21 protein-coding genes are annotated in these 22,258 nt (G+C 74.9%); 12 read left to right on the top strand and 9 right to left on the bottom strand.

What is annotated here, in order from left to right:
- Positions 1-16: 16 nt before the first annotated feature.
- A complete protein-coding gene (locus tag ACYVDO_RS04160; protein ID WP_460933020.1) occupies positions 17-3,709 on the bottom strand; it encodes an FAD-linked oxidase C-terminal domain-containing protein in 3,693 nt (1,230 codons plus the stop codon).
- A gap of 189 nt (positions 3,710-3,898) precedes the next feature.
- On the opposite strand from ACYVDO_RS04160, the gene ACYVDO_RS04155 reads away from it, so the two are divergent.
- The 5 genes from ACYVDO_RS04155 to ACYVDO_RS04135 are packed head-to-tail and all read left to right on the top strand — an operon-like array spanning position 3,899 to position 10,059.
- A complete protein-coding gene (locus ACYVDO_RS04155) occupies positions 3,899-4,918 on the top strand; it encodes an SDR family oxidoreductase (RefSeq protein ID WP_460933018.1) in 1,020 nt (339 codons plus the stop codon).
- The gene (locus tag ACYVDO_RS04150) at positions 4,918-5,364 is read left to right on the top strand and encodes a hypothetical protein (protein WP_460933016.1); all 447 of its coding nucleotides are present in this window, start codon (positions 4,918-4,920) and stop codon (positions 5,362-5,364) included. The genes ACYVDO_RS04155 and ACYVDO_RS04150 overlap by 1 nt, the downstream gene beginning before the upstream one ends.
- Positions 5,361-7,151, top strand: a complete 1,791-nt coding sequence (locus ACYVDO_RS04145) for a thiamine pyrophosphate-requiring protein (protein ID WP_460933014.1) — start codon at positions 5,361-5,363, stop codon at positions 7,149-7,151. Before ACYVDO_RS04150 ends, ACYVDO_RS04145 begins: the two co-directional genes overlap by 4 nt.
- Complete coding sequence (locus ACYVDO_RS04140; protein ID WP_460933012.1) at positions 7,148-8,299, top strand: enolase C-terminal domain-like protein; 1,152 nt, start codon at positions 7,148-7,150, stop codon at positions 8,297-8,299. Before ACYVDO_RS04145 ends, ACYVDO_RS04140 begins: the two co-directional genes overlap by 4 nt.
- Positions 8,296-10,059 carry a glycoside hydrolase family 15 protein gene (locus tag ACYVDO_RS04135; RefSeq protein WP_460933010.1) on the top strand — a complete coding sequence of 588 codons (1,764 nt, stop codon included), beginning with the start codon at positions 8,296-8,298 and terminating at the stop codon, positions 10,057-10,059. Before ACYVDO_RS04140 ends, ACYVDO_RS04135 begins: the two co-directional genes overlap by 4 nt.
- A gap of 143 nt (positions 10,060-10,202) precedes the next feature.
- Here the strand turns inward: ACYVDO_RS04135 and ACYVDO_RS04130 are convergent, their stop codons facing one another.
- Entirely contained in the window at positions 10,203-11,201 is a 999-nt protein-coding gene (locus tag ACYVDO_RS04130; protein WP_460933008.1) for an NAD-dependent epimerase/dehydratase family protein, read from the bottom strand.
- A gap of 116 nt (positions 11,202-11,317) precedes the next feature.
- Between ACYVDO_RS04130 and ACYVDO_RS04125 the strand changes: the two genes are divergently transcribed.
- Positions 11,318-11,551, top strand: a complete 234-nt coding sequence (locus ACYVDO_RS04125) for a hypothetical protein (protein ID WP_460933006.1) — start codon at positions 11,318-11,320, stop codon at positions 11,549-11,551.
- A gap of 82 nt (positions 11,552-11,633) precedes the next feature.
- On the opposite strand, the gene ACYVDO_RS04120 is transcribed toward ACYVDO_RS04125, so the two are convergent.
- The 4 genes from ACYVDO_RS04120 to ACYVDO_RS04105 form a co-directional block, all read right to left on the bottom strand.
- The gene (locus tag ACYVDO_RS04120; RefSeq protein WP_460933004.1) at positions 11,634-12,839 is read right to left on the bottom strand and encodes a C40 family peptidase; all 1,206 of its coding nucleotides are present in this window, start codon (positions 12,837-12,839) and stop codon (positions 11,634-11,636) included.
- 162 nt (positions 12,840-13,001) lie between these two features.
- On the bottom strand, positions 13,002-13,526 hold the full coding sequence (locus tag ACYVDO_RS04115; RefSeq protein ID WP_460933002.1) for an SRPBCC family protein: 525 nt from the start codon (positions 13,524-13,526) through the stop codon (positions 13,002-13,004).
- A complete protein-coding gene (locus tag ACYVDO_RS04110; RefSeq protein WP_460933000.1) occupies positions 13,523-13,840 on the bottom strand; it encodes an ArsR/SmtB family transcription factor in 318 nt (105 codons plus the stop codon). Before ACYVDO_RS04110 ends, ACYVDO_RS04115 begins: the two co-directional genes overlap by 4 nt.
- A gap of 71 nt (positions 13,841-13,911) precedes the next feature.
- Complete coding sequence (locus tag ACYVDO_RS04105; protein WP_460932998.1) at positions 13,912-14,739, bottom strand: UbiA family prenyltransferase; 828 nt, start codon at positions 14,737-14,739, stop codon at positions 13,912-13,914.
- Between the two features lie 76 nt (positions 14,740-14,815).
- On the opposite strand from ACYVDO_RS04105, the gene ACYVDO_RS04100 reads away from it, so the two are divergent.
- From ACYVDO_RS04100 to ACYVDO_RS04075, 6 genes are read left to right on the top strand one after another with little or no spacing between them, the layout of a single operon-like run.
- Entirely contained in the window at positions 14,816-15,922 is a 1,107-nt protein-coding gene (locus tag ACYVDO_RS04100) for a type III polyketide synthase (protein ID WP_460932996.1), read from the top strand.
- 7 nt (positions 15,923-15,929) lie between these two features.
- On the top strand, positions 15,930-16,460 hold the full coding sequence (locus ACYVDO_RS04095) for an isoprenylcysteine carboxyl methyltransferase family protein (RefSeq protein WP_460932994.1): 531 nt from the start codon (positions 15,930-15,932) through the stop codon (positions 16,458-16,460).
- Entirely contained in the window at positions 16,457-17,524 is a 1,068-nt protein-coding gene (locus tag ACYVDO_RS04090; protein WP_460932992.1) for an NAD(P)/FAD-dependent oxidoreductase, read from the top strand. Before ACYVDO_RS04095 ends, ACYVDO_RS04090 begins: the two co-directional genes overlap by 4 nt.
- The gene (gene idi / locus ACYVDO_RS04085) at positions 17,521-18,129 is read left to right on the top strand and encodes an isopentenyl-diphosphate Delta-isomerase (RefSeq protein WP_460932990.1); all 609 of its coding nucleotides are present in this window, start codon (positions 17,521-17,523) and stop codon (positions 18,127-18,129) included. Before ACYVDO_RS04090 ends, idi begins: the two co-directional genes overlap by 4 nt.
- 24 nt (positions 18,130-18,153) lie before the next feature.
- A complete protein-coding gene (locus tag ACYVDO_RS04080) occupies positions 18,154-19,593 on the top strand; it encodes an MFS transporter (RefSeq protein WP_460932988.1) in 1,440 nt (479 codons plus the stop codon).
- Positions 19,594-19,597: 4 nt separating this feature from the next.
- Positions 19,598-20,077, top strand: coding sequence for a MarR family winged helix-turn-helix transcriptional regulator (locus tag ACYVDO_RS04075; RefSeq protein ID WP_460932986.1), 480 nt, complete (start codon positions 19,598-19,600; stop codon positions 20,075-20,077).
- Positions 20,078-20,228: 151 nt separating this feature from the next.
- On the opposite strand, the gene ACYVDO_RS04070 is transcribed toward ACYVDO_RS04075, so the two are convergent.
- The 3 genes from ACYVDO_RS04070 to ACYVDO_RS04060 are packed head-to-tail and all read right to left on the bottom strand — an operon-like array spanning position 20,229 to position 22,237.
- Complete coding sequence (locus ACYVDO_RS04070) at positions 20,229-21,557, bottom strand: MFS transporter (RefSeq protein ID WP_460933414.1); 1,329 nt, start codon at positions 21,555-21,557, stop codon at positions 20,229-20,231.
- A 1-nt stretch (position 21,558) separates the two neighbouring features.
- A complete protein-coding gene (locus ACYVDO_RS04065; RefSeq protein ID WP_310156491.1) occupies positions 21,559-21,825 on the bottom strand; it encodes a metal-sensitive transcriptional regulator in 267 nt (88 codons plus the stop codon).
- Between the two features lie 19 nt (positions 21,826-21,844).
- The gene (locus tag ACYVDO_RS04060) at positions 21,845-22,237 is read right to left on the bottom strand and encodes a DUF302 domain-containing protein (RefSeq protein WP_460932984.1); all 393 of its coding nucleotides are present in this window, start codon (positions 22,235-22,237) and stop codon (positions 21,845-21,847) included.
- Positions 22,238-22,258: the final 21 nt, after the last annotated feature.

Here is a 22,258-nt window from a genome sequence, read left to right as displayed (position 1 = left end):
CGACCGGCGGCAGCCGTCAGGGGCGACCCGACCCGTCGGCGGTGAGCCCGCGCCGGGTCACCTCGTCCTTGGCCGCTCCGAGCGTGGCGGCGAAACCACGGCTGCCGGCGAACCCTCCACCGCGCAGGGCCTCGGCAACCTCGCCCACGGCGTGCAGACCGGCCACCATGCGCCCGGCCGCCTCCTCGTCGACGCGCGGGAGCAGCATCGTGAGCTCCTGGTGCTCCTCGGCCTCGGCGTGCTGCGACACGGCCTGCGCCAGCTCGGCGAACGTCTCCTCGAACTGGGGGGTGTCGACCTCGAACTGCTCGAGCTGCTGGACGAGCGAGGTGGCCTGCCGCTCCTCGTCCACCCGGTCCTTGGCGACCGACGTGCCGTCGGCGACCGCCATCAGGGCGGGGTGCACCACGAGCTCCTCCATCGCCTCGTGGGCAGCGAGGTAGTCCTGGAAGGAGCGGTAGGCCTCGGCCCTCTCCTCCCCCCTGGTCTCCTGCACCGAGCGGACGAGGGTCCGCACCCGCCCGTGCTGCTCGCTGACGAGCGAGGTGACGGCGTCGTGGGGACCTGGCATGCGAGAACCTCCCGTTCTGGCGGCAGCCGTGGCGGCGTGCCTGGGTGTATGCCCGGGGCTACCCGGTCCCGGGCGCGGTGAAACGGGGCCCGCCTGCGCCCCACGGTGCTGGGCCTGCGCCTCACGGTGCTGGGCCTGCGCGAGGACCTCGGCGAGGTGGTGGGCGCGCCGACCGCCGGCCAGCTCAGCGACCTGGGTGCGGCAGCTGAACCCGTCCGCGAGGACGACCGCGTCCCGCGGCAGGCGGTCCAGGGCCGGGAGCAGTCCGTTCTCGGCGACTTTGCGGCTCGTCTCGAAGTGACCGCGCTCGAAGCCGAAGTTCCCGGCCAGGCCGCAGCAGCCCGAGTCCAGGGCGGGCACCTCGAGCCCCATGTCCGACAGGACCTGCGCGTCCGCGTCCCACCCGAGGACGGCGTGCTGGTGGCAGTGCACCTGGGCGGCACCGTCGACCGGTCTGTCGCCGGAGCCGGCCGGCGCGTCGCGGGTGCCGTCCTGCGGGTCCTGCGCAGCGTCGGTCCCGGGTCGCCACTGGGGCGCCCGCCAGCCGGGCGTGTGCTCCTCGAGCAGCTCGGCCAGGGTGACGGTGGCGTCCCGGAGCCGGGCCACCTCGCGGTCGTCCGGCATCAGCTCCGGGCCGTCGCTTCGGAAGACGCTGGTGCAGCTCGGCTCGAGCCCGACGACGAGGGCGCCGTCCCGGAGGTGCGGCCACAGGGCCGAGGCCGTCCTGCGCAGGGCGCGGCGGGCCGGGCCGAGCTGGCCGGTCGAGATCCAGGTCAGGCCACAGCACAGCGGCTCGGTGGGCACGACGACCTCCCAGCCCGCCGACTCGATCACCTCCACCGCCGCCCGCGCGATCCACGGGTGGAAGTGGTTGGTGAACGTGTCGGGCCAGAGGACGACCCGTCCACGACTGGCGCTCCCGTCGTTCCCTGCGCCCCGGGTCCGGCCGGCCCAGTCCGCCTGGAACGTCTGCTCGGCGAACCGGGGCACCTGACGCGGGTCGAGCCCGGCCAGCCGCTCCAGCAGTGGCGCCACCCGGGACCCGCCCACGGCGTTGCCGACGCGCGCGAGCCCGGCCCGGTGGACGCCATACGCCGCGAGCGGGAGCCAGCCCAGGGTGTAGTGGGACCGCGGGCGCAGGCGGTGCCGGTAGTGGTGCGAGAGGAACTCGGCCTTGTAGGTCGCCATGTCGACGTTGGCGGGGCAGTCGCTCTTGCACCCCTTGCACGACAGGCAGAGGTCGAGCGCGTCGCGCACCGCGGTCGAGCGCCACCCGTCGCGGATCGTGCCGTCACGGTGCCCGTCGAGCATCTCGAACAGCAGGCGCGCACGCCCCCGCGTGGAGTGCTCCTCCTCGCCGGTCGCCTGGTACGACGGGCACATGACGGAGCCGGCCTCGTGGCCGTGCTGCCGACACCTGCCGACGCCGACGCAGCGGTTCGCGGCGTCGACGAACGACCCGCCGTCGCTCGGGTACGCGAACTCCGGCCGGCCCATCGGACGGGGCACCCACTCGCCACCGAGCCGCAGGTCCTGGTCGAGCCGGCGCGCGCGGACCACCTTGCCGGGGTTCATCCGGTTCCGCGGGTCGAAGACGTCCTTGAGCTGCTCGAACAGGCGCACCACGTCGGAGCCGAACATGACCGGCAGCAGCTCGCCGCGGCTCTGCCCGTCCCCGTGCTCGCCCGACAGCGAGCCGCCGTAGTCGCTGACGAGCCGGGCCGCCCGCTCCATGAAGCGGCGGTAGTGCGCCACACCCTCGTCCGTGTAGAGCCCGAACGGGATCCGCGTGTGCAGGCACCCCTGGCCGAAGTGGCCGTAGAGGCTGGGCGCGGTCTCCCCCTCGTAGCCGAACTCCTCGAAGAGCTCCTTCAGGTCGTGGAGGTAGTCACCGAGCCGCTCGGGTGCGACCGCGGAGTCCTCCCAGCCCTCGAAGGTGTCCGGGTGGTGCGGGACGTGCGCGGTCGCGGCGAGACCGGACTCCCGCACGAGCCAGAGCTCGTGCTCCGCGTCGGGGTCGTCGAGGAACTTCACCTGCGGGTCGTGCTCGGTGTCGCCCAGGGCGTCGAGCATGGCCCGGGCCCGGTCGTCCGCCTCCTGCGTCGTGGCCCCGCCGAACTGCACCATCAGGTAGCCCGTGCCCTCGGGCAGCTCACGCATCGCTGTGGCGTTGAGGTGCTTGATCTCGTTGTCCACCAACAACTTGTGGTCCAGGCCCTCGAGGGCGATCGGTTCGTGCTCCACGATCGCGGGGACGGCCCGGGCCGCGGCGACGATGTCGCGGAACCCCAGCACCACGAGGGTCCTGTGCTCCACGACGGGCACGAGCCGCAGCTTGGCGCGCAGGACGGTGACGAGCGTCGACTCGCTGCCGACGAGTGCCTTGGCGAGGTCGAGGTGGTTCTCCGGCAGCAGGCTGTCGAGGTTGTAGCCCGACACGCGGCGGGGGATGTCGGGGAACCGCTCGCGGATGAGGTCGGCGTGATCGGCGGCGATGGCGCGGGCGCGCCGGTAGACGGAGGCCCGCAGGTCCCCGTGGCGCTCGATCTCGGCGTACTCCTCCTCGCTGGTCTCCCCGCACCAGAAACGCGTGCCGTCGTACAGCAGGACCTCCAGTGCCACGACGTTGTCGACGACCTTGCCGGTGCGCTGCGCGGTCGCACCGCACGAGTTGTTGCCGATCATCCCGCCGAGCGTGCAGTTCGGGTGGGTCGCGGGCTCCGGCCCGAACCGCATGTGGTGCTCGGCCAGGGCGGCGTTGAGGCTGTCGAGGACGATGCCGGGCTCGACCACACAGGTCCGTGCCTCCGGGTCGACTTCGAGGAGCCCTGTGCAGTACTTCGACCAGTCGATGACGACGGCCGTGTTGGTGCACTGGCCGGCCAGGCTGGTCCCGCCGCCGCGGGACAGCAGGGGCGCGTCGTGCCGCCGGCAGACCGCGACGGCCGCCGCCCCCGCCTCGACGCTCCGCGGCACGACGACGCCGATCGGCACCTGCCGGAAGTTCGAGGCGTCGGTGGAGTATGCCGCGCGGCTGCCCGCGTCGAACCGCACCTCCGCGTCCACCTCCCGCCGCAGGTCCCGTTCCAGCGCCTCGTGCGTGCTGTCGGTGCGCGCCCTCGTGGTTGCCGTGGCCATGGGAGCTCCTCTCCTGCAGCGCCATCGCTTCTCGGGGAGTACCCCGTCCGGCGCGCCGCAACCCTCAGGTGGCGCCCGCGTCCGCTGCTCACCCCGCTGGGCGCGCGGCGCACGGCACCATCATGGGCAACTAGTTGCGCACTCGCAATCATTGCTTTCAACTTGCGATCTGCGGGCCAGCGTCGTTGCATGGAAGACATGTCCTCACCGCAGACAGTCGTCGTCACCGGAGCAACGGCGGGCATCGGCCGCGCCACAGCCATCGCCTTCGCAGCGGAAGGCGCCCGGGTCGCCCTGCTCGCGCGCGGGGAGGAAGGACTCGACGGGGTGGCCAGGGAGGTTGCGGCCGCCGGAGGCCAACCGATGCCGATCCCGGTGGACGTGGCTGACGCGCGCGCCGTGGACGACGCGGCCGAGGCGGTCGAGGCGGCGCTGGGCCCGATCGACGTGTGGGTGAACGACGCCTTCACCTCGGTCTTCGCGCCCTTCCACGAGATAGAGGCCGACGAGTTCCGACGGGTGACCGAGGTGTCCTACCTCGGCTACGTCCACGGGACCATGTCCGCCCTGAAGCGCATGCGGCCCCGCGACGCGGGCACGATCGTCCAGGTGGGCTCGGCACTGGCGTACCGCGGCATCCCCCTCCAGAGCGCCTACTGCGGCGCCAAGCACGCGATCCAGGGATTCAACGAGTCGCTGCGGTGCGAGCTGCTGCACGAGCACAGCAACGTGCACGTGACGATGGTGCAGATGCCGGCGGTGAACACGCCACAGTTCAGCTGGGTGCTGTCCCGCTTGCCCCGGCACGCCCAGCCCGTGCCCCCGATCTACCAGCCGGAGGTGGCGGCCAAGGCCGTGGTCCACGCGGCGCACCACCCCCGGCGACGCGAGTACTGGGTCGGGGGCAGCACGGCGGCCACGCTGGCCGCGAACGCCATCGCCCCGGGCCTGCTCGACCGCTACCTCGGCCGCACCGGGTACGCCTCGCAGCAGACCGACGAGCCGCGTGACCCCGACCAGCCGGTCAACCTCTGGAAGGCGGCGGACGGCCGGGCCGGCAAGGACTTCGGCACGCACGGCGTCTTCGACAGCAGGTCCACGGACCGGTCGGCCCAGCTGTGGGCCTCCCAGCACCACGGGCTGCTCGGAGCGGTCGGCGCCGCCGTGGCCGCCGCCGGCATCGGCGCCTGGTGGCGCCGGAACGCCTGATGCCGACGCCCGCCGGCGTGCAGGTGGCGCTCAGGGACTCCTCGCCCGGGCTCGGGAACGCGCAGCGGCCGCCGGGCACCACTCTCCGGGTGCTGGGCGGGCTGGAGGTCGCGCAGGGCCTGGCCTACCTGGTGGTCCCGCACCGCCTGCTCGGACTCGTCACGGGCCGCCGGCCCGGCGCCCGGGAGGTGACCGTCACCCGGGTCCTCGGGGGCCGGCTCGTGCTCCAGGGGCTCGTGCTCGCCCTCGCGCCGACCGCCTCGCTCCCCCTCGTCGGCAGGAGTACCGCTGCCGTCGACGGGGTACATGGACTCTCGATGGTGGCCCTCGCCGCCACCGCACCGCGGCATCGCCGAGCCGCCCTGGCCAGCGCCGGCAGTGCACTGCTGTCCGCCCTGGCCACCTACACCCTCGTCCCCCGTCCCGACCCCAGGAGGCAGCCATGAGCCAGACCACCGCCGACTACGTCCTCGCCCGCCTGCGCGAGTGGGGCGTCGAGCACGTCTTCGGGTACGCCGGTGACGGCATCAACGGGCTGCTCGCCGCGTGGGGCAGGGCCGACGACGCGCCGGCCTTCATCCAGGCCAGGCACGAGGAGATGGCGGCCTTCGAGGCCGTCGGCTACGCCAAGTTCTCCGGCCGTCTCGGCGTGTGCGCCGCCACCTCGGGCCCCGGGGCCATCCACCTGCTCAACGGCCTCTACGACGCCAAGCTCGACCACGTGCCGGTCGTCGCCATCGTCGGCCAGACCGCCCGTTCCGCGATGGGCGGCTCGTACCAGCAGGAGGTCGACCTCGCCACGCTGTACAAGGACGTGGCCTCGGACTTCGTCGAGACCGTGAACGTCCCCGAGCAGCTGCCGAACGTGCTCGACCGGGCAATCCGCACGGCCCTGTCCGCCCACGCCCCCACCGCGGTCATCATCCCCTCGGACGTCCAGGAGCTCGAGTACACGCCCCCGGGTCACGAGTTCAAGATGGTGCCGTCGTCGCTGGGCGTGCGGTGGCCGACAGTGGCACCCGACGACGCGGCGCTGCACGAGGCGGCCGACATCCTCAACTCCGGCGAGAAGGTGGCGATGCTCGTCGGCCAGGGGGCGCGGGGCGCCCGGGCGGAGGTCACCCAGGTGGCCGAGCTGCTCCAGGCCGGCGTCGCCAAACCGTTGCTGGGCAAGGACGTCCTGTCGGACGAGCTGCCGTTCGTCACCGGCTCGATCGGCCTGCTCGGCACGCGGCCGAGCTATGACCTGATGCAGGACTGCGACACGCTGCTCATCGTGGGGTCGAGCTTCCCCTACACCCAGTTCCTGCCCGAGCTCGGCAAGGCACGGGCGGTGCAGATCGACGTCGACGCCGGCCGGATCGGCATGCGCTACCCCACCGAGCTCAACCTCGTGGGCGACGCAGCCACCACGCTGCGCGCCCTCGTCCCGCTGCTCAAGCCCCGCGAACGCGGGTCCTGGCGCGAGGACATCGAGCAGGGGGTCGCATCCTGGTGGGAGACCATGGCGCAGGAGGCCGAGGTCCCGGCCGACCCGGTGAACCCCATGAAGCTGTTCGCCGAGCTCTCCCCGCGCCTGCCCTCCAACGCCATCGTCACGGCCGACTCCGGCTCGTCCGCCAACTGGTACGCGCGCCAGCTGCGCTTCCGCGACGACATGCGTGGCTCGCTGTCCGGGAACCTGGCGACGATGGGGCCCGGCGTCCCCTACGGGATCGGGGCGAAGTTCGCCTGCCCCGACCGGCCGGTCGTCGTGTTCGCCGGCGACGGCGCCATGCAGATGAACGGCCTTGCCGAGCTCATCACCGTCAAGCGGTACTGGGAGCACTGGGCCGACCCGCGCCTGGTCGTCGCCGTCCTGCACAACAACGACCTCAACCAGGTCACCTGGGAGATGCGCGCCATGGGCGGCTCCCCCAAGTTCCCCGAGTCGCAGACCCTGCCCGACGTCGACTACGCCGCCTTCGCCGCGAGCCTGGGCCTCGCCGCCCGGACCATCACGTCCCCCGACGAGCTGGGCAGCGCGTGGGACGAGGCCCTGTCCGCGGACCGGCCCACGGTGCTGGACGTGCACACCGACCCGGACGTGCCCCCCATCCCGCCACACGCCACCTTCGAGCAGATGCGGAACTCCGCGTCCGCGCTGCTGCACGGCGACGAGGACAGGTGGGGGGTCCTGCGCGAGGGCATCCGCACCAAGGCCAAGGAGGTCCTTCCGGGGGGTCACTCGTGACCGCGAGCTCCCCCGACGCCCCGCACTTCCCGGACGGCGGCCCGCCCGTCGAGCAGCTGGAGGCAAGGGCATACCGGCTGCCCGTCGACGCGGACGAGGAGTCGGACGGGACCGCGACCTGGACCGCCACCACGATGGTGGTGGTCCGGGCCCGGGCCGCGGGGGTGACCGGCACCGGCTGGACGTACGGCCCCGCGGCCTGTGTCGGCCTCGTCGACGAGCTGCTGGCCCCCGTGGTCCGCGGCCGGCCCGCCTTCGGCGTGCCCGGGACGTGGCTCGCCATGGTGCGCGCGGCCCGCAACTCCACGAGGGCCGGTGCCGTCGGGTACGCCGTGTCGGCCGTCGACGTCGCCCTGTGGGACCTGCACGCCCGCCTGCTCGGGCTGCCGGCCCCTGACCTGCTCGGCCGGGTCCACGACGAGGTGGCGGTCTACGGCAGCGGCGGGTTCACCAGCTATGACGGCGAGCGGCTTGCCGCCCAACTGGACCACTGGGTGCACGGCCAGGGCATCCCGCGGGTCAAGATCAAGATCGGCCGTCCCGGCGGCACGGACCACGACCGGGATGTCGCCCGCATGCGGCTCGCCCGAAGGACCGTGGGCACCGACGCCGAGCTCTTCGTCGACGCCAACGGCGCGTACTCGGCGAAGCAGGCCGTGCGCACCCTGCACGCCGCCCAGGAGGCCGGCGCCGACGTCACGTGGTTCGAGGAGCCGGTGACCTCCGACGACCTGCCCGGTCTCGCCCTCGTCCGGGAACTGGTCGACGCGGACGTGACCGCCGGCGAGTACGGCACCGACATCGGCTACTTCGAGGCGATGTGCGCCGCCGGCGCGGTGGACTGCCTCCAGGTCGACGCCACCCGCTGCGGCGGCTGGACCGAGTGGCTGCGGGCGTCGGCCGTCGCCGCCGCCCACCACCTCGAGGTCTCGGCGCACTGCGCGCCCCACCTGCACGCGCCGGTAGCCGCGGCGACCCCGAACGTCCGCCACCTCGAGTGGTTCCACGACCACGTCCGGTTCGAGGACATGCTCTTCGAGGGGACGCTCGACCCCGCCGGCGGGACGGTGCGTCCGGCGCCCGACCGCCCGGGGCACGGGCTCACCCTCGACGAGGACGCCGCGGCGCGGCTGCGGGTCGCCTCATGAGCACACCCGAGGGGCCCCCGATCTGGGCGGAGTTCCCGCCGTACGCGCTGCGCGACTACGCGCTGCTCGCCGACGGGCACCGGGGCGCCCTGGTGGGCCCGCGGGGCGACGTCGTCTGGCTGTGCGCGCCACGCTGGGACAGCGACGCCGTCCTGTCCTCCCTCATCGGCGGCGAGGGAGGGTATGCCGTGACGCCGGTGGAGCCCTGCGTCTGGGGTGGCTACCACGAGCCCGGGACGCTGATCTGGCGCAGTCGCTGGGTCACCCCGAGCACCGAGATCGAGTGCCGCGAGGCGCTGGCCTACCCGGGCGACCCGGACACCGTGGTGCTCCTGCGGCGGGTGGACGCGGTCGCCGACCGGGCCGACGTCCGGGTGGTCCTGGACCTGCGGGCGGAGTTCGGCCAGGAGCCGTGGCGGGACCTGCACCGTGAGGACGACGGGACCTGGACGGCGACGGTGGGCAAGCACCGGGTGCGCTGGAGCGGTGCGCCCGACGCGGTCGTCGACGTCGACGGCCGGTTGCGGGCCCACCTGTCCGTCGCCCCGGGCGAGCACCACGACCTCGTGCTCGAGGTCGGCCGGCTCGACGCGGCGCACGCCACGCCGCCGGACCCGCAGCAGCTCTGGGACCGCACCGAGCGGACGTGGCACGACCGCGTGCCGGACGCCTTCGGACACACGGCGGCCCCCCGCGACGCACGGCACTCCTACGCGGTGCTGTGCGGCATGACCCACCCGGCGGGCGGGATGGTGGCCGCCGCGACGCTGGGGCTGCCCGAGAAGGCGGACGAGGGAAACTCCTACGACTACCGGTTCGTGTGGCTGCGCGACCAGGCGTACGTCGCCATGGGGGCGAGCGCCGTCGGGCAGACCGACCTGCTCGACAGCGCCGTGCGCTTCGCCACCGAGCGGGTGCTGGAGGGCGGGCCGCTGCGGCCGGCCTACCGCGTCGACGGCACCGGCCTGCCCCACGAGCACCGCCTCGACCTGTCCGGCTACCCCGGCGGCCGAGACGTCGTCGGCAACTGGGTGCGCGGGCAGACCCAGCTCGACGTGTTCGGCGAGCTGATGCTCATGTACGAAAGGGCGGCGGCCCTCGACCACCTCGACCGCGACGGCTGGCGGGCGGTCGAGGCCCTCGTCCGGCACGTCGAGAGCGCCTGGAACGAGCCCGACGCCGGGATCTGGGAGCTCGACAACCGCTGGTGGACCCACTCGCGCCTCGCGTGCGTGGCGGGGCTGCGGGCGGTCGCGCCGCATGCACCCCGCTCGCAGGCCGCGCGCTGGGAGGAGCTGGCGTCCCTGATCCTGCACCACACGACCCAGCGGTGCCTGGCCCCGGACGGGTCGTGGCAGCGAGCCGCGGACGTGGGGGGCCCCGACGCCTCGCTCCTGCTGCCCCCGGTGCGCGGCGCCCTGCCCGCCGACGACCCGCGCACGAGGTCGACCCTCGAGGTCGTCCGGCGCGACCTGGTCGAGGACGGCTACCTCTACCGGTTCGCCGACGGCGACGACCTGCAGCTGGGCGTGACCCAGGGTGCCTTCACCATGTGCGGCTTCATGATGGCGCTCGCCCTGCACCACCAGGGGGACGACGTCGAGGCCGTGCGCTGGTTCGAGCGCAACCGCGCGACCTGCGGGCCGCCCGGGCTCTACGCGGAGGAGTACGACGTCCAGCAGCGCCAGCTGCGCGGCAACCTGCCGCAGGCGTTCGTCCACGCCATGCTGCTGGAGACGGCGGGCGTCCTCAGCCACTGACGGGCCCTGCCGGAACCGTTTCGCGGTGGGGAGCCGCTCGCCCGTCGCGGAACGGGCCCCGCCGGAACCGTTTCGCGGCGGGGCGCCGCTCGCCGGTCGCGGAACGGGCCCCGCCGGAACCGTTTCGCGGCAGGGAGCCGGCGTCAGGCCTGCGTCGGTGCTCGCTGCTGCAGCAGGGGGTTCGCGACCTCGAGCTGGTCGTGCTCGACCTGCCACCGCACCGCCTCGAGCACCGCGTCCTCCGGCTCGTACCGGGGGTGGTACCCCAGCAGCCCCCGGGCCTTGTCGATGGCGAGGTACTGGCTGCGGTCCAGGTGGGCCCAGCTCACGTCCGCGTGCTCGGCCGGGGTCGAGGCGCGGAAGTCCTCCCACGTCTGCGGACGCAGGGTGACCTCCTGCCCGAACCATCCCGCGGCGATCTCGGCATAGCCGCGCACGGTGAGCGCGCTCGGGGCGACGACGCTGAAGGACTCCCCCGCCGCCGCGTCACGATGGGCGACGGCGAGCTCGAAGGCCTGCGCCACGTCGTCGGCGTGGACGTGGTGGAGCAGCTCGGCGCCGCTGCCCGGGACGGCCAGCGGCTCGCCGGCCGACAGGGTCCACCAGACGCGGGGGTCGAGGTTCCCGAGGGGCCCGATGGGCGACCAGCCCGGTCCGGTGATGTGGCCGGGGTGCAGGGACGTCGTCGTGAGGCCTCCCGTCCTGCTCTCCTCCTCGAGCATCCGGGCGATGGCGTCCTTGGCCCGGCCGTAGTCGTCGGTCGGCGGCCCGGCCGCGAACCCGTCCTCGCGGATCGGCAGCTTGCGGCTGGGGCCGTGGCGCCACACCGAACCGCAGTGCACGAGGTGCCCGGTCTCGCCGCGCAGCCGGTCCACGAGGGCGGACGCCGACTCCGGCGTGAAGCAGACGAGGTCGACGACGGCCTCGGCACCCAGGGCGGCGACGCGGTCGGGGAAGGTCCCGTCCCGGTCCTCCTGCTCGCGGTCGACCGCGACCCGCTGGACGTGCCCCCACTCCGGGGCGTCGGCGTACGGCTCCCGCGTCCCGCGGCTGAGGACGACCACCTCGTGACCGGCTCGGACGAGCCGCGGAACGAGGAACGTTCCGATGTGGCCCGTGCCACCGATGACGACGACCTTCATGCCGCGACCCTATGGCCGCGGGGGCGCCTCCGCTCGGCGTCGCGGTCGAGGTGGGTCACGACCGCAGCAGCAGGTCACCCCTTGCCCGACGGCCACCGGTGGCCCATGGTGGTGCCATGGGGATGGGGAGGAAGTGGGACGAGCTCAGCCCGGGGACCAGGCGGGTCGTCCTCGTGGTCGGGTCGGTCGAGGCGGCCCTCAAGGTCGCAGCGCTCGTGGACCTCGCGCGCCGGCCTGCCGAGGAGGTGCGGGGCCCGAAGTGGCGCTGGGCGCTGGCCATCACGGTCGTGAACTCGGTCGGCCTGATGCCGTTGGCGTACTTCAGGTTCGGCCGCCGCAGGGGGCGCTGACGGGCGTGCGCGCGAGAGTGCCGGGTGCAGTGGGCAGGCAGCCGGTGTGCCGTCGCGCCGGGGCGGGGCGCCAGCTGCCAGGTCAGGGCAGGTAGCGGCGCGCACCGGAGAACTGCGCGGCGTACGCGGGCGCCGAGACGGGGATCGTCTGGACGCTCTGCCCGGTGGCCGGCGACTGGACCATCCGGCCGGACCCGGCATACATCGACACGTGGTGGACGTAGCCGCTCGCGGTGGCGTAGAAGAGCAGGTCCCCGGGGGCGAGCGAGCCCGGCGACACCCGTCGGCCGGCGAGCGCCTGGGCGTCGGCGTCGCGCGGGACCCGCACACCGTGCACCCGGTAGACGAGCGAGGTCAGCCCCGAGCAGTCGAAGCCGAACCCGGACCGGCCGGCCCAGAGGTACGGCAGGCCGGTGAACGACTGTGCCGACCGCACGAGGGCGGCGCCGGTGGCCGGGAGGGCCGGACCCGAGGCACTCGCACGGACCACGGCTGCCGGGTCGACCCGACGCACCACGCCCCCGGGGAGGCCGACACGGACCAGGCCGCCGGCGCTCCCGAGGACCGGCAGGCGTGTCCCGAAGCTGACCTCGAGGACGCGGCTGGCCGCGGAGGAGTCGCTGCGCAGCCAGACGGTCCGCGCCACGACGGTGGCCGCCTGGTCCGTCGAGCGCGGCGCCTCAGCGCTCAGCTGGCGCACCGGCACCCAGCCGGGGTAGCCGCGCGCGTCCTTGGGCGTCGGCTGGTCGGGCGCGACGACCTTGGCCCAGGTGCCGCGCAGCGCCGTGACGAGCACCCGGTCGCCGAGCAGCGCCTGCGTCTCGGCGCGCCCCTGCAGCCCGCGGCGGTCCGTCAGCGTCATGGCCGCGAGCCACCCGCGGACGTCGGCCGGCGAGCGCAGGGCGGGGGCGTCGACCGCGCGCGGCGACGAGGGTACGAGCCACAGGGTCGCCACGGAGACCGCCACCCACGCCGGGTGCCCGGCACGGACGGGGTATGCCGTGGAGGGCCGCGGCGTGGTCGGCCGCGTGGTCGTCGCGCCCGGCCCGGACGAGGTGGGGGTGGACGTGCGGCCCGTGGCCGTCGACGTGGGCGGGACGGTCGTGACGGGGCCGGGTGTGCGGACGGGCCCCCCGGTCGCGGTGGCGGAGGCGCTGGACAGCGAGGTCGGACCGGTCGCGACCGGCGGCGTCGTGGCGCACCCGGACGCGGCCAGCAGCACGGTGCTCGCCGCCGCGACGACGAGCCTGCCGAGGATGCCCGTGCGAGGGCCCGGAGCCGGCTCCACCACCTCACCCTGCCGCCCGGCCCGCCGCGGTGGCAGTGCCGGAGGTCCCCGGTCCCGGCGCGGCGGCGGCACGAGCCGCGCCGGGGTGACAGGGCGGGCTGGAGGTGCCGCGGCGGGCTGGAGGTGCCGCGGCGCCTCGCGGGCCTCGACGGCGCCGCGGCGTCAGCCGGTGCCGTCCTCCTGGTAGGCGGGGAGGAGCTCCTGCCAGCGGGAGTGCCAGCCGGATGCCGCCTGCTCGGCCGACCAGCCGTCGGGATGGACGGGACCACCGCCCGCCAGGGAGCGCCCGAGGTCCTCGAGGTGCACCTGCCAGCCGGCGCCGTAGAAGTGCAGGGCGTCCACGGGCAGGCCCCGCTCCTCCACCACGAGCCTGGTCCGCGACCCCTCGCTGGTCAGCCACGCCTCGACCTGGGCCTCCTCGTCGGTCCCCGGCGCGGTGGTGAGCAGGAGGTGCTGCGGAGCCTCGCAGGCCTCGATGGTGGCCGGCCCGCTCCACGTGCTCGTGAAGACCAGGTGGACCGTGCCGCCCGGCCGCAGGTCCCCGGTCACCTCGGCGATCCAGCGGGCGAGCCGCTCGGGCTCGGTGCAGGCGGCCCAGAGGTCCTCGATGCCGGTGTCGTAGACGTCCTCGACCCGGACCGCCCCACGGGTCCGGTCGAGCGCCCTCATCGTGCCCAGGTTCGTCATCGGCGTGCCTTCTTTCCTCGTGCGATCTCGGTGTGCAGTGCGTCGAGCCGCTGCTGCCACAGGACGCGATAGCCCTCGAGCCACTCGTCCACCGGGGCGAGCGACTCGGGGCGCAGGCTGTAGATCCGCCGCTGGGCGTCCTGGCGCACCTCGACCAGGCCGGCCTCGCGCAGGACCCGCAGGTGCCGCGACACCCCGGGCCGCGCGATCGGCAGGGCGTCGGCGAGCTCGCCGGCAGTCGCCGGGTGGTCCCGGAGGATCTCCAGCACCGTGCGCCGGCTCGGGTCGGCCAGCGCCTGCAGAACTGCGTCCATGACGGCGACCGTACCGTGTCGGTTACGTAACCGCAAGGGTACTTAGGCGCGGGCGCCACCGGCACGAGGGCTCAGCGCACGACGAGCACGACCACGTCGACCAGGGCGATCCCGACGGCCGCGACGAACGGCCACCTCCCCCGGCCGCCGACCGTCGCCGCGGCGAGCACCACGCAGCAGGCCAGGCCGGCGACCGCCCAGCCCGGCACCGGCCCGGCCGGCCCGACCGTCGCCACGACCGACCCGGCCAGCAGCACGACCGCCGACAGCACGCGCACGCGCCGGGCGCCGAGCCGCTGCGGCAGGCCGTGCACCCCAGTCGCGGCGTCGTCGGCGAGGTCGGGCAGCGCGTTGAGCAGGTGCGCCCCCACCCCGAGCAGGGCGCCCGTGAGGACCATCCAGCCCGGGGGCCAATGCCCGGCCGGCCCCGCCAGCGAGACGACGGCGGGCAGCGCGCCGAAGGCCACGGCATACGGCGCGGCGGACCAGGGCGTGCGCTTGAGGCCGAGGTTGTACGCCCACCCCGAGGACACGCCCAAGCCCAGGTGGACCAGTGCCGACCGCCAGCCGCACGCGAACGAGAGCACGACGCAGGCGGCGGCCGCGACGCCGATCGCTGCCCGGACCACCGGCTCGGTCACCTCGCCGCGGGCCACCGGTTTGTCGGTGCGTCCGACCGACCGGTCACGCCCCGCGTCGATGACGTCGTTCGACCACCCGATGGTCAGTTGGCCGGCCAGGACCGCGCCGACGACGAGCACGGCGCTGGGACCGGGACGGCCGAGGGCGTCGGCGAGCAGCGCCGTGAGCACGGTGACGGCGGCGGTGGGCCCCGGGTGGCAGGCGCGCACCAGCCCGAGGACCGGTGCGGACGAGGCAGGGGCGGGCCGACCGGACACGCGTCCACCCTAGGTGTGACGAGTGCCGCCGCCCCTCATGAGGCGGTCGGGTGGCGGCTGTGCCTAGGCTCGTCCGGTGACCAGCATCGCCTCAGTCGCCGGGACCCTCCCCGACCACCGGTACGCCCAGCCGGAGGTCACCGCCGCCCTCGCCGAGATGCTCGGCGCCCGCGGCGTCGACCGGGCGCTCCTGGAGCGCCTCCACGCCAACGCCGGGGTGAGCCACCGCCACCTCGCCCTGCCCCTGGAGCGCTACGCGCGGCTGCGCGACTTCGGCGAGACGAACGACGCGTTCATCGAGGCCGCGGTCGACCTCGGCGCCCAGGCCGTCGTCGACGCGCTCAAGGACGCCGACCTCACGCCGGCCGACGTCGACCTCGTCCTGTCGACGACCGTCACCGGGCTGGCCGTGCCGTCGCTGGACGCGCGCATCGCCGCCCGGATCGGGCTGCGCCCGGACGTCAAGCGCGTGCCCGTGGTCGGGCTCGGCTGCGTCGCTGGCGCGGCGGGCGTGGCCCGGGTCCACGACCACCTCGTGGGACACCCCGACGACGTGGCCGTCCTGCTGTCGGTCGAGCTGTGCAGCCTCACCGTGCAGCGCGACGACACCTCCACCGCCAACCTCGTCGCCAGCGGGCTGTTCGGCGACGGCGCCGCAGCCGTGGTGCTGCTCGGCGCGCGGCGGGCCGAGGCCCGGGCGGAGACGCGGGCCGGCGACGGGATCGGGCCGACCGACCGGCCCGACGTGCGCGTGCTGGCGACGCGCAGCCGCCTCTACCCGGACAGCGAGCGCGCGATGGGCTGGGACGTGGGCGCGACCGGCCTGCGGATCGTCCTCGGCGTGGAGGTCCCGGAGCTCGTGCGGACCCACCTGCGGGCCGACGTCGACGGCTTCTTCGCCGACCACGGCCTGTCCCGTGCCGACATCGGCTTCTGGGTCACCCACCCCGGCGGTCCCAAGGTGCTGGAGGCGATGGAGGACGCCCTCGAGGTGCCGGACGACGCGCTGGGCGTGACCTGGCGCTCGCTCGACCGCATCGGCAACCTGTCCTCGGCCTCGGTCCTGCACGTCCTGGCCGACACCCTGCACGAGCGTCCCCCGGCACCCGGCTCGTACGGCATGCTCATGGCCATGGGACCGGGCTTCTGCCTCGAGATGGTGCTCCTGCGAGCCGTGGGCTGACCGCCCGGTGGACACCTCCCAGCTGCTCTACACCGGGCTCGTCGTCGCGGTGGCGCTGGAGCGCCTCGCCGAGCTGGTCGTCTCGCGCCGGCATGCCGCCTGGGCGTTCGCCCGGGGCGGGGTCGAGTCGGGGCGGGGGCACTTCCCCGCCATGGTCCTGCTGCACACGGGCCTGCTCGTGGGGGCGCTGGTGGAGGTGCTGGCGGCGGACCGGCCGTTCGTGCCGGTGCTCGGCCTGCCGATGCTGCTGCTCGTCGTGCTGTCCCAGGCGCTGCGGTGGTGGTGCATCGCCACCCTGGGTCCGCAGTGGAACACCCGCGTCATCGTGGTGCCGGGCCTGCCCCTGGTCAGCTCCGGCCCCTACCGCCTGCTGCGCCACCCCAACTACGTCGCGGTGGTCGTCGAGGGCCTCGCCCTGCCGCTCGTGCACACCGCCTGGATCACCGCGGTGGTGTTCACGGTGCTCGACGCAGTGCTGCTCGCCGTGCGGCTGCGCGTCGAGGAGCGGGCGCTGCAGCCCCAGCGGGTGCCGGCATGACCGGCGGCCACGTCGACGTCCTCGTCGTGGGCGGGGGGCCGGTCGGGCTCGGCTCCGCCCTGTATGCCGCGCGGCGCGGCCTGCGGGTGCAGGTCCTGGAGCCGCGCACCGGCCCCGTGGACAAGGCGTGCGGCGAGGGGCTCATGCCCGGTGGGGTGGCCGCGCTCGCCGACCTCGGCATCCACCCCGGCGGTCGGCCGTTCCGCGGCATCCGGTACCTCGGGCCGACCGCGAGCGCGGTCGCCGACTTCCGCGACGGCTGCGGTCTCGGCGTCCGGCGCACCGAGCTGCACGACCGCCTGTCCGCCGAGGTCGAGCGGGACGGCGTGGAGGTGCTCCCCCTGGCAGCCGACCGCCTCGACCAGGCGGGCGACCACGTCGAGGTCGGCACCCGTGGTCCACACGGCGTCACCGGGCCGGTCCTGACCGCTCGCCACGTCCTGGCCGCCGACGGCCTGCACTCGCCGGCGCGCCGCCTGCTCGGCCTCGACCACCCCGTCGGCGGCTCGCCCCGGTTCGGGCAGCGACAGCACTTCCGGGTCGCGCCGTGGTCCGGCCACGTGGACGTGCTCTGGGGCGCGAGGGCCGAGGCGTACGTCACGCCCGTCGCCCCGGACGTCGTGGGGGTGGCCGTGCTCAGCGACCGCCGGGCGACGTTCGCCGAGCACCTCACCGGCTTCCCGACCCTCTCCGAGCGGCTCGCGGGCGCCGAACCGGTCTCCCCCGTCGCCGGTGCGGGCCCGCTGCGCCAGCGCAGCCGCCGCCGGGTGGCCGGGCGGGTCCTGCTCGTGGGTGACGCCGCCGGCTATGTCGACGCGCTCACCGGCGAGGGCATCTCCCTCGGGCTCGCGCAGGCCCGCGCCGCCGTGGCGGCGGTCGCGGCGGGGCGGCCGCTGCAGTACGAGCGTGGCTGGCTCAGCGCGACCTGGCGCTGCTCGGCGCTCACCGGCGCGCTGCGGCAGGCGACCCGGCCGCCGCTCCTGCGCCGGGCGCTCGTGCCGGCCGCCGCCGCGGTGCCGTGGGTCTTCGCGGCGGCCGTCAACGAGCTGGGGCGGGCGGCATGAGCGAGCTGGTCGTCCTCCTCGACGCCGAGGGCAACGCGGTCGGGACGCTGCCGAAGCACGCCGCCCACCACGGCTCGACTCCCCGCCACCTGGCGTTCTCGGCATACCTCTTCGACCCGGAGGGGTCGCTGCTCGTCACCCGCCGCTCCCCCGGCAAGGTGGCATTCCCCGGGATGTGGACCAACTCGGTGTGCGGCCACCCGGCACCCGGGGAGCTGCTGCCCGAGGCGGTGCGGCGCCGGGCCCGGGACGAGCTCGGCGCCCGCCCCGCGCGCCTGCGGCTGGTGCTCCCGCGCTTCTCCTACACCGCCGAGATGGACGGCGTGGTGGAGGACGAGTGGTGCCCCGTGTATGCCGGCGAGCTCACCGACCGCTCGCTGGCGCCGCGGGCCGAGGAGGTCGCCGACACCGAGTGGGTGCCGTGGGCGGGGTTCGCCGGCGATGTCCTCGCCGGTCGCCGGGAGGTCTCGCCGTGGTGCGCGGAGCAGGTGCGCGAGCTCGTGCGGCTCGGCCCGGACCCCCGGGGCTGGCCGCGCGCCGACGACGCGCTGCTGCCGCCCGCCGCCCGTCCCCGGGCCGGGCTGGACGAACCCTTTCCTGATTAGTTCTGTCTGTGACAGACTGACCTCGTGGCGGCGGCATGGCGACGGGTGCGTCGGCGGATGGGCACCGAGGTGGCGCGTCCCGCCTGGGTGCGCGAGCACCCGAGGGCGGCGTGGGCGGCCGTCCTGGCGGTGTGCCTCGGCGCCTTCATGGGACAGCTCGACGCGAGCATCGTCGCCCTGGCGTTCCCCCGGATGGGCTCGGACTTCGGCGCCCCCCTCGCGCAGGTCCAGTGGGTGTCGCTGGCCTACCTCGGCGTCCTGGCCGTGGCCCTCGTGCCGGTCGGCCGGTGGTCCGACGCCCGCGGTCGCAAGCTCCTCTACGTCTACGGGTTCGGGCTGTTCACCCTCGCCTCCGCCGGCTGTGGACTCGCCCCCAGCCTGGGCTGGCTGGTGGCGGCCCGCGCGGTGCAGGGCCTGGCTGCCGCCCTGCTGCAGGCGAACAGCGTCGCCCTCGTGGTCCGCAGCGTCCGCCCCGGGCAGGTCCGGGCCGCCCTCAGCGTCCAGGCTGCGGCCCAGGCGCTGGGGCTGGCGGCGGGGCCCGCGCTCGGCGGCGTGCTCATCGAGGGCTTCGGCTGGCGCTCGGTCTTCTGGGTCAACGTGCCCATCGGCGCCGTCGCCATCGGCACCGGCCTGCTGCTCCTGCCGCGCAGCCGCGACCTGCGCCCGCAGGAGCGGGGTGACCTGACCGGCGCGGTCCTGCTCGGCGCGAGCACGCTGCTGGCACTGTGGGCCCTCGCCCAGCTCGCGGAGCCCGAGCCGCGGTGGCTGCTCGTGGTGGGGGCCGCCGTGGTGGCCGGCGCGGCCTCGGTCGCGTTCTGGCAGGTCGAGAAGCGGGCCGCCGCCCCGCTGGTCTCCCCCGCCCGCATCCGGGCCTCCGGGATCGGTGGTGGCCTGCTCGGCGCGCTCTTGGGCTACCTCGTCCTCTTCGCCCCGCTGGTGCTGTACCCGCAGGTCTTCCACGAGTGGGGCATGAGCGCGGGACGCGGCGGGCTCGTGCTGACCTGCCTGCCGGTGGGCTTCGCCCTGACGGCGCTGTTCGGGACGCGGCTCGGCAGGTCGGTGGGCAACCCGACCCGCGTGCGGGTCGGGGGCGCGGTTGCCGCGGTCGCCGCCGTGCTCCAGCTCTTCGCGTGGTCCTCGCCGGGGCTCGCGGCCGGGCTGCTGGTGCTCAGCGGGGCCAGCATGGGGGTGGTCCTGCCGGCCAACAACGCCATGGTCATGACCTCCATCCCACCCGAGGCCTCGGCCGTGACGGGCGGGATGATCAACGTCGCCCGGGCGCTCGGGACCTCCGTCGGCGTGGCCCTGGCTGCGCTGGGGTTCCGGGTCGCGGAGGCCGGCGGCTGGGCCGGTCCGCCCCTGGTCATGGGGGCCCTGGCCGTCGCGTGCCTGCTGCTGGCCCTCACGGCCGGGTCCCGTCCCGCGGGCGCGCCGGCTCCGCCGAGACCCGGCGTGGGAGCCTGAGCCCATGCGCGCCGACGGGCCCGACCTGACCACGACCTTCGCGGACCTCGTGGCCCGGCTGCGGCGTGCCATGCGCCGGTCGGCCCGGGCCAACCTGCCCGCCCTGCCGCTGAGCGTGGCGCAGCTCGAGCTGCTCAGCGTCATCGAGGAACGCCCCGGCTCGCGGCCGGGCGAGCTCGCCCACGCGCTGCGACTGGCGCCGAACTCCGTCAGCACCCTGGCCAACACCCTCGCGGCCGGCGGCATGCTGCAGCGCGGGGCGAGTGCCGCCGACAAACGTGCGGTCGAGTACTCGCTGACACCCGCCGGGGCCGCCCACGTCGCCTCCTGGCGGCAGGTCAACGGCGAGTCGCTGGCGACAGCCGTCGAGGCCCTCCCCGGGCCGGACCGCGAGGTGCTCCGGCAGGCCCTCCCGGTGCTGGACCGGCTCGTGCACCTGCTCGAGGAGCAGACCGACCGCCTCGACGCGGCGCCCGGCTCCTGAGGGCGGTCCTCGGCACGAGCTGCCGTGCGGCCAGGCGCGTGCGGCGATGCGCGCCCGATCAGTGGCGTGCGGTGAGGCGCGCCCGATCAGGTGTGCCGGATCAGGTATGCCGGATCAGGTGCGGCGACGCGCCTGCGGTCAGCCCGGGTGGTCAAGCCCGTGAGGGCGAGATCGATCGCGCGGGAGCCATGCGCAGCTGCGCCCAGACCCCCGACGCCGCGGTGAGCAGGGCGACGGCGAGGACCGCGGCTCGGATGCCCCAGAGGTCCGCCACCACGCCGGCCAGCAGGGCGCCGACCGCGAAGCCGCTGTCCCGCCACAGCCGGTAGACCCCGACGGACCGCGCCCGCCAGGACGGGTGGGCGACGTCGCCGATGGTGGCCAGCAGCGTGGGGTACACCATGGCCGTCCCCGCACCGAGCAGCGCCGTCGCGACGAGCCACCAGCCGAAACCGTGCCCGGTGGCGACGAGCGCGAGCGCCACGGCCTGCACGAGCATGCCCCCGACGATCAGGTGGCGTCGCCCCCACCGGTCCGACAGGGCGCCGGTGAGCACCTGGCCCAGGCCCCATACGGCGGGGTAAGTGGCGGTGAGCCAGCCGATCCGGCCGACCGACAGGCCCGCGCCGGCGAAGAGGACCGGGAACAGGCCCCAGGCCAGGCCGTCGTTGAGGTTGTTGACCAGCCCGGCCTGGCTGGCGGCGGACAGCGTCCGGTCGCGCCAGCTGGTCCGCACGAAGACCTCCCGGTCCGAGGGGACCAGGTGCTGCGGTGCGGGCCGTGCCGTGACGTGGCCGCCCGGCTCGGCGCCGCGACGGTCGTCGAGCGACCGGGCCTCGTGGCGCGCGTGGTGGTGCGTCTCCCGGACGGCCAGGGTCGACAGGCCCAGGCCCAGCGCCGAGAAGGCGATGCCGAGGAAGAACGGCTCGGGCCGCAGCCCGGAGTGGGCGGCGATGTAACCCGTGGCGAGCGCGGTCGCCGCCACCGCGCCGTAGCCGGCCGCCTCGTTCAGCCCCATGGCCAGCCCTCGCCGCGCGGGGCCGGCCAGGTCGATCTTCATGACGACGGTGGTGGACCAGGTGAGGCCCTGGCCGACGCCGAGCAGGACGTTGGCGACGACCACCCACCACCACGAGGGCGCCCAGATCAGCAGGAGCGGCACGGGGACCGCGACGAGCCACCCCGCCACGAGCACCGGCTTGCGCCCGTAGCGGTCCGACCATGCCCCCGCGGCGTAGTTGGCGGCCGCCTTCGACAGGCCGAAGGCCACGATGAAGGTCAGGGCTGCGCTGTGGGCGTGCAGGCCGAACACCTGCCCGGCGAGGAGCGGCAGCACCGTGCGCTCCTGCCCGAGCATGCCGCCCACGAGGGCGTTGACGGCGACCAGCAGCGCGAACTGGGCCGCGTTCGCCCGCAACCCCAGCCGAGGGGTGGGGGCGCTGCCCCGCGGGGTCCGGGCGGGAGCGGAGGACCTCACCAGGTCAGGCCAGGGTGAGGAAGAGCTTCTCCATCGTCGCCTGGTCCTCGGCGTTGATGCCGTCGGGCGACGTCAGGCACTCGCGCATGCCCGAGGAGACGATGGCGAAGCCGGCACGGTCCAGCGCGCGGTTGACCGCGGCGAGCTGGGTGACGACGTCCTTGCAGTCGCGGCCCTCCTCGATGAGGCGGATGACGCCACCGATCTGGCCCTGCGCGCGGCGCAGCCGGTTGATGACGGGCGTCATGTCGTCGCTGTTGAGCGTGACCATGGGGTTCTCCTGGGGTGGGTCAGTCGGTGAGGGAGGCCAGGGCGGCCGTGAGCCGCTGGCGGGCGTCGTCGGCGACACCCGCCAGCTCGGCGTTGTGGGTGAGCCCGACCATGATCTCGGGGTCCATCGCCTCGACGAGCGTGGTGGTGTCGTCGACCGCACGCACCACGACGTTGCACGGCAGGAGCAGCCCGATCGAGGGTTCCGCCGTGATCGCCGCGTGGGCGAGCGGCGGGCGGCACGCCCCGAGGATGACCTGCGGTGTGATGTCGACGTCGATCTTGGCCTTGAGGGTGGCCGCGAGGTCGATCTCGGTCAGCACGCCGAAACCCTGGTCGGCCAGGGCGGCGCGGGTGGCCTCGAGGGTCGTGGCGAAGGACTGCGCGACGGTCGCGCTCAGGGCGTAGCTCATGACGGGCTCCTTGTCGTCGTC

The organism is Phycicoccus ginsengisoli (assembly GCF_054779295.1).
The sequence above is the reverse complement of the archived record's forward strand: the minus strand, read 5'-3'. Positions and strand labels throughout refer to the sequence as shown.

Bases quoted from the DNA above. Each gene is read 5' to 3' on its own strand.
- ACYVDO_RS04130 (WP_460933008.1), bottom strand. From the start codon at position 11,201: ATGAAGGTCGTCGTCATCGGTGGCACGGGCCACATCGGAACGTTCCTC.
- ACYVDO_RS04090 (WP_460932992.1), top strand. From the start codon at position 16,457: ATGACCGGCGGCCACGTCGACGTCCTCGTCGTGGGCGGGGGGCCGGTC.
- idi (WP_460932990.1), top strand. From the start codon at position 17,521: ATGAGCGAGCTGGTCGTCCTCCTCGACGCCGAGGGCAACGCGGTCGGG.
- ACYVDO_RS04150 (WP_460933016.1), top strand. From the start codon at position 4,918: ATGCCGACGCCCGCCGGCGTGCAGGTGGCGCTCAGGGACTCCTCGCCC.
- ACYVDO_RS04065 (WP_310156491.1), bottom strand. From the start codon at position 21,825: ATGGTCACGCTCAACAGCGACGACATGACGCCCGTCATCAACCGGCTG.
- ACYVDO_RS04155 (WP_460933018.1), top strand. From the start codon at position 3,899: ATGGAAGACATGTCCTCACCGCAGACAGTCGTCGTCACCGGAGCAACG.
- ACYVDO_RS04115 (WP_460933002.1), bottom strand. From the start codon at position 13,526: ATGACGAACCTGGGCACGATGAGGGCGCTCGACCGGACCCGTGGGGCG.
- ACYVDO_RS04060 (WP_460932984.1), bottom strand. From the start codon at position 22,237: ATGAGCTACGCCCTGAGCGCGACCGTCGCGCAGTCCTTCGCCACGACC.
- ACYVDO_RS04135 (WP_460933010.1), top strand. From the start codon at position 8,296: ATGAGCACACCCGAGGGGCCCCCGATCTGGGCGGAGTTCCCGCCGTAC.
- ACYVDO_RS04145 (WP_460933014.1), top strand. From the start codon at position 5,361: ATGAGCCAGACCACCGCCGACTACGTCCTCGCCCGCCTGCGCGAGTGG.
- ACYVDO_RS04160 (WP_460933020.1), bottom strand. From the start codon at position 3,709: ATGGCCACGGCAACCACGAGGGCGCGCACCGACAGCACGCACGAGGCG.
- ACYVDO_RS04125 (WP_460933006.1), top strand. From the start codon at position 11,318: ATGGGGATGGGGAGGAAGTGGGACGAGCTCAGCCCGGGGACCAGGCGG.
- ACYVDO_RS04075 (WP_460932986.1), top strand. From the start codon at position 19,598: ATGCGCGCCGACGGGCCCGACCTGACCACGACCTTCGCGGACCTCGTG.
- ACYVDO_RS04110 (WP_460933000.1), bottom strand. From the start codon at position 13,840: ATGGACGCAGTTCTGCAGGCGCTGGCCGACCCGAGCCGGCGCACGGTG.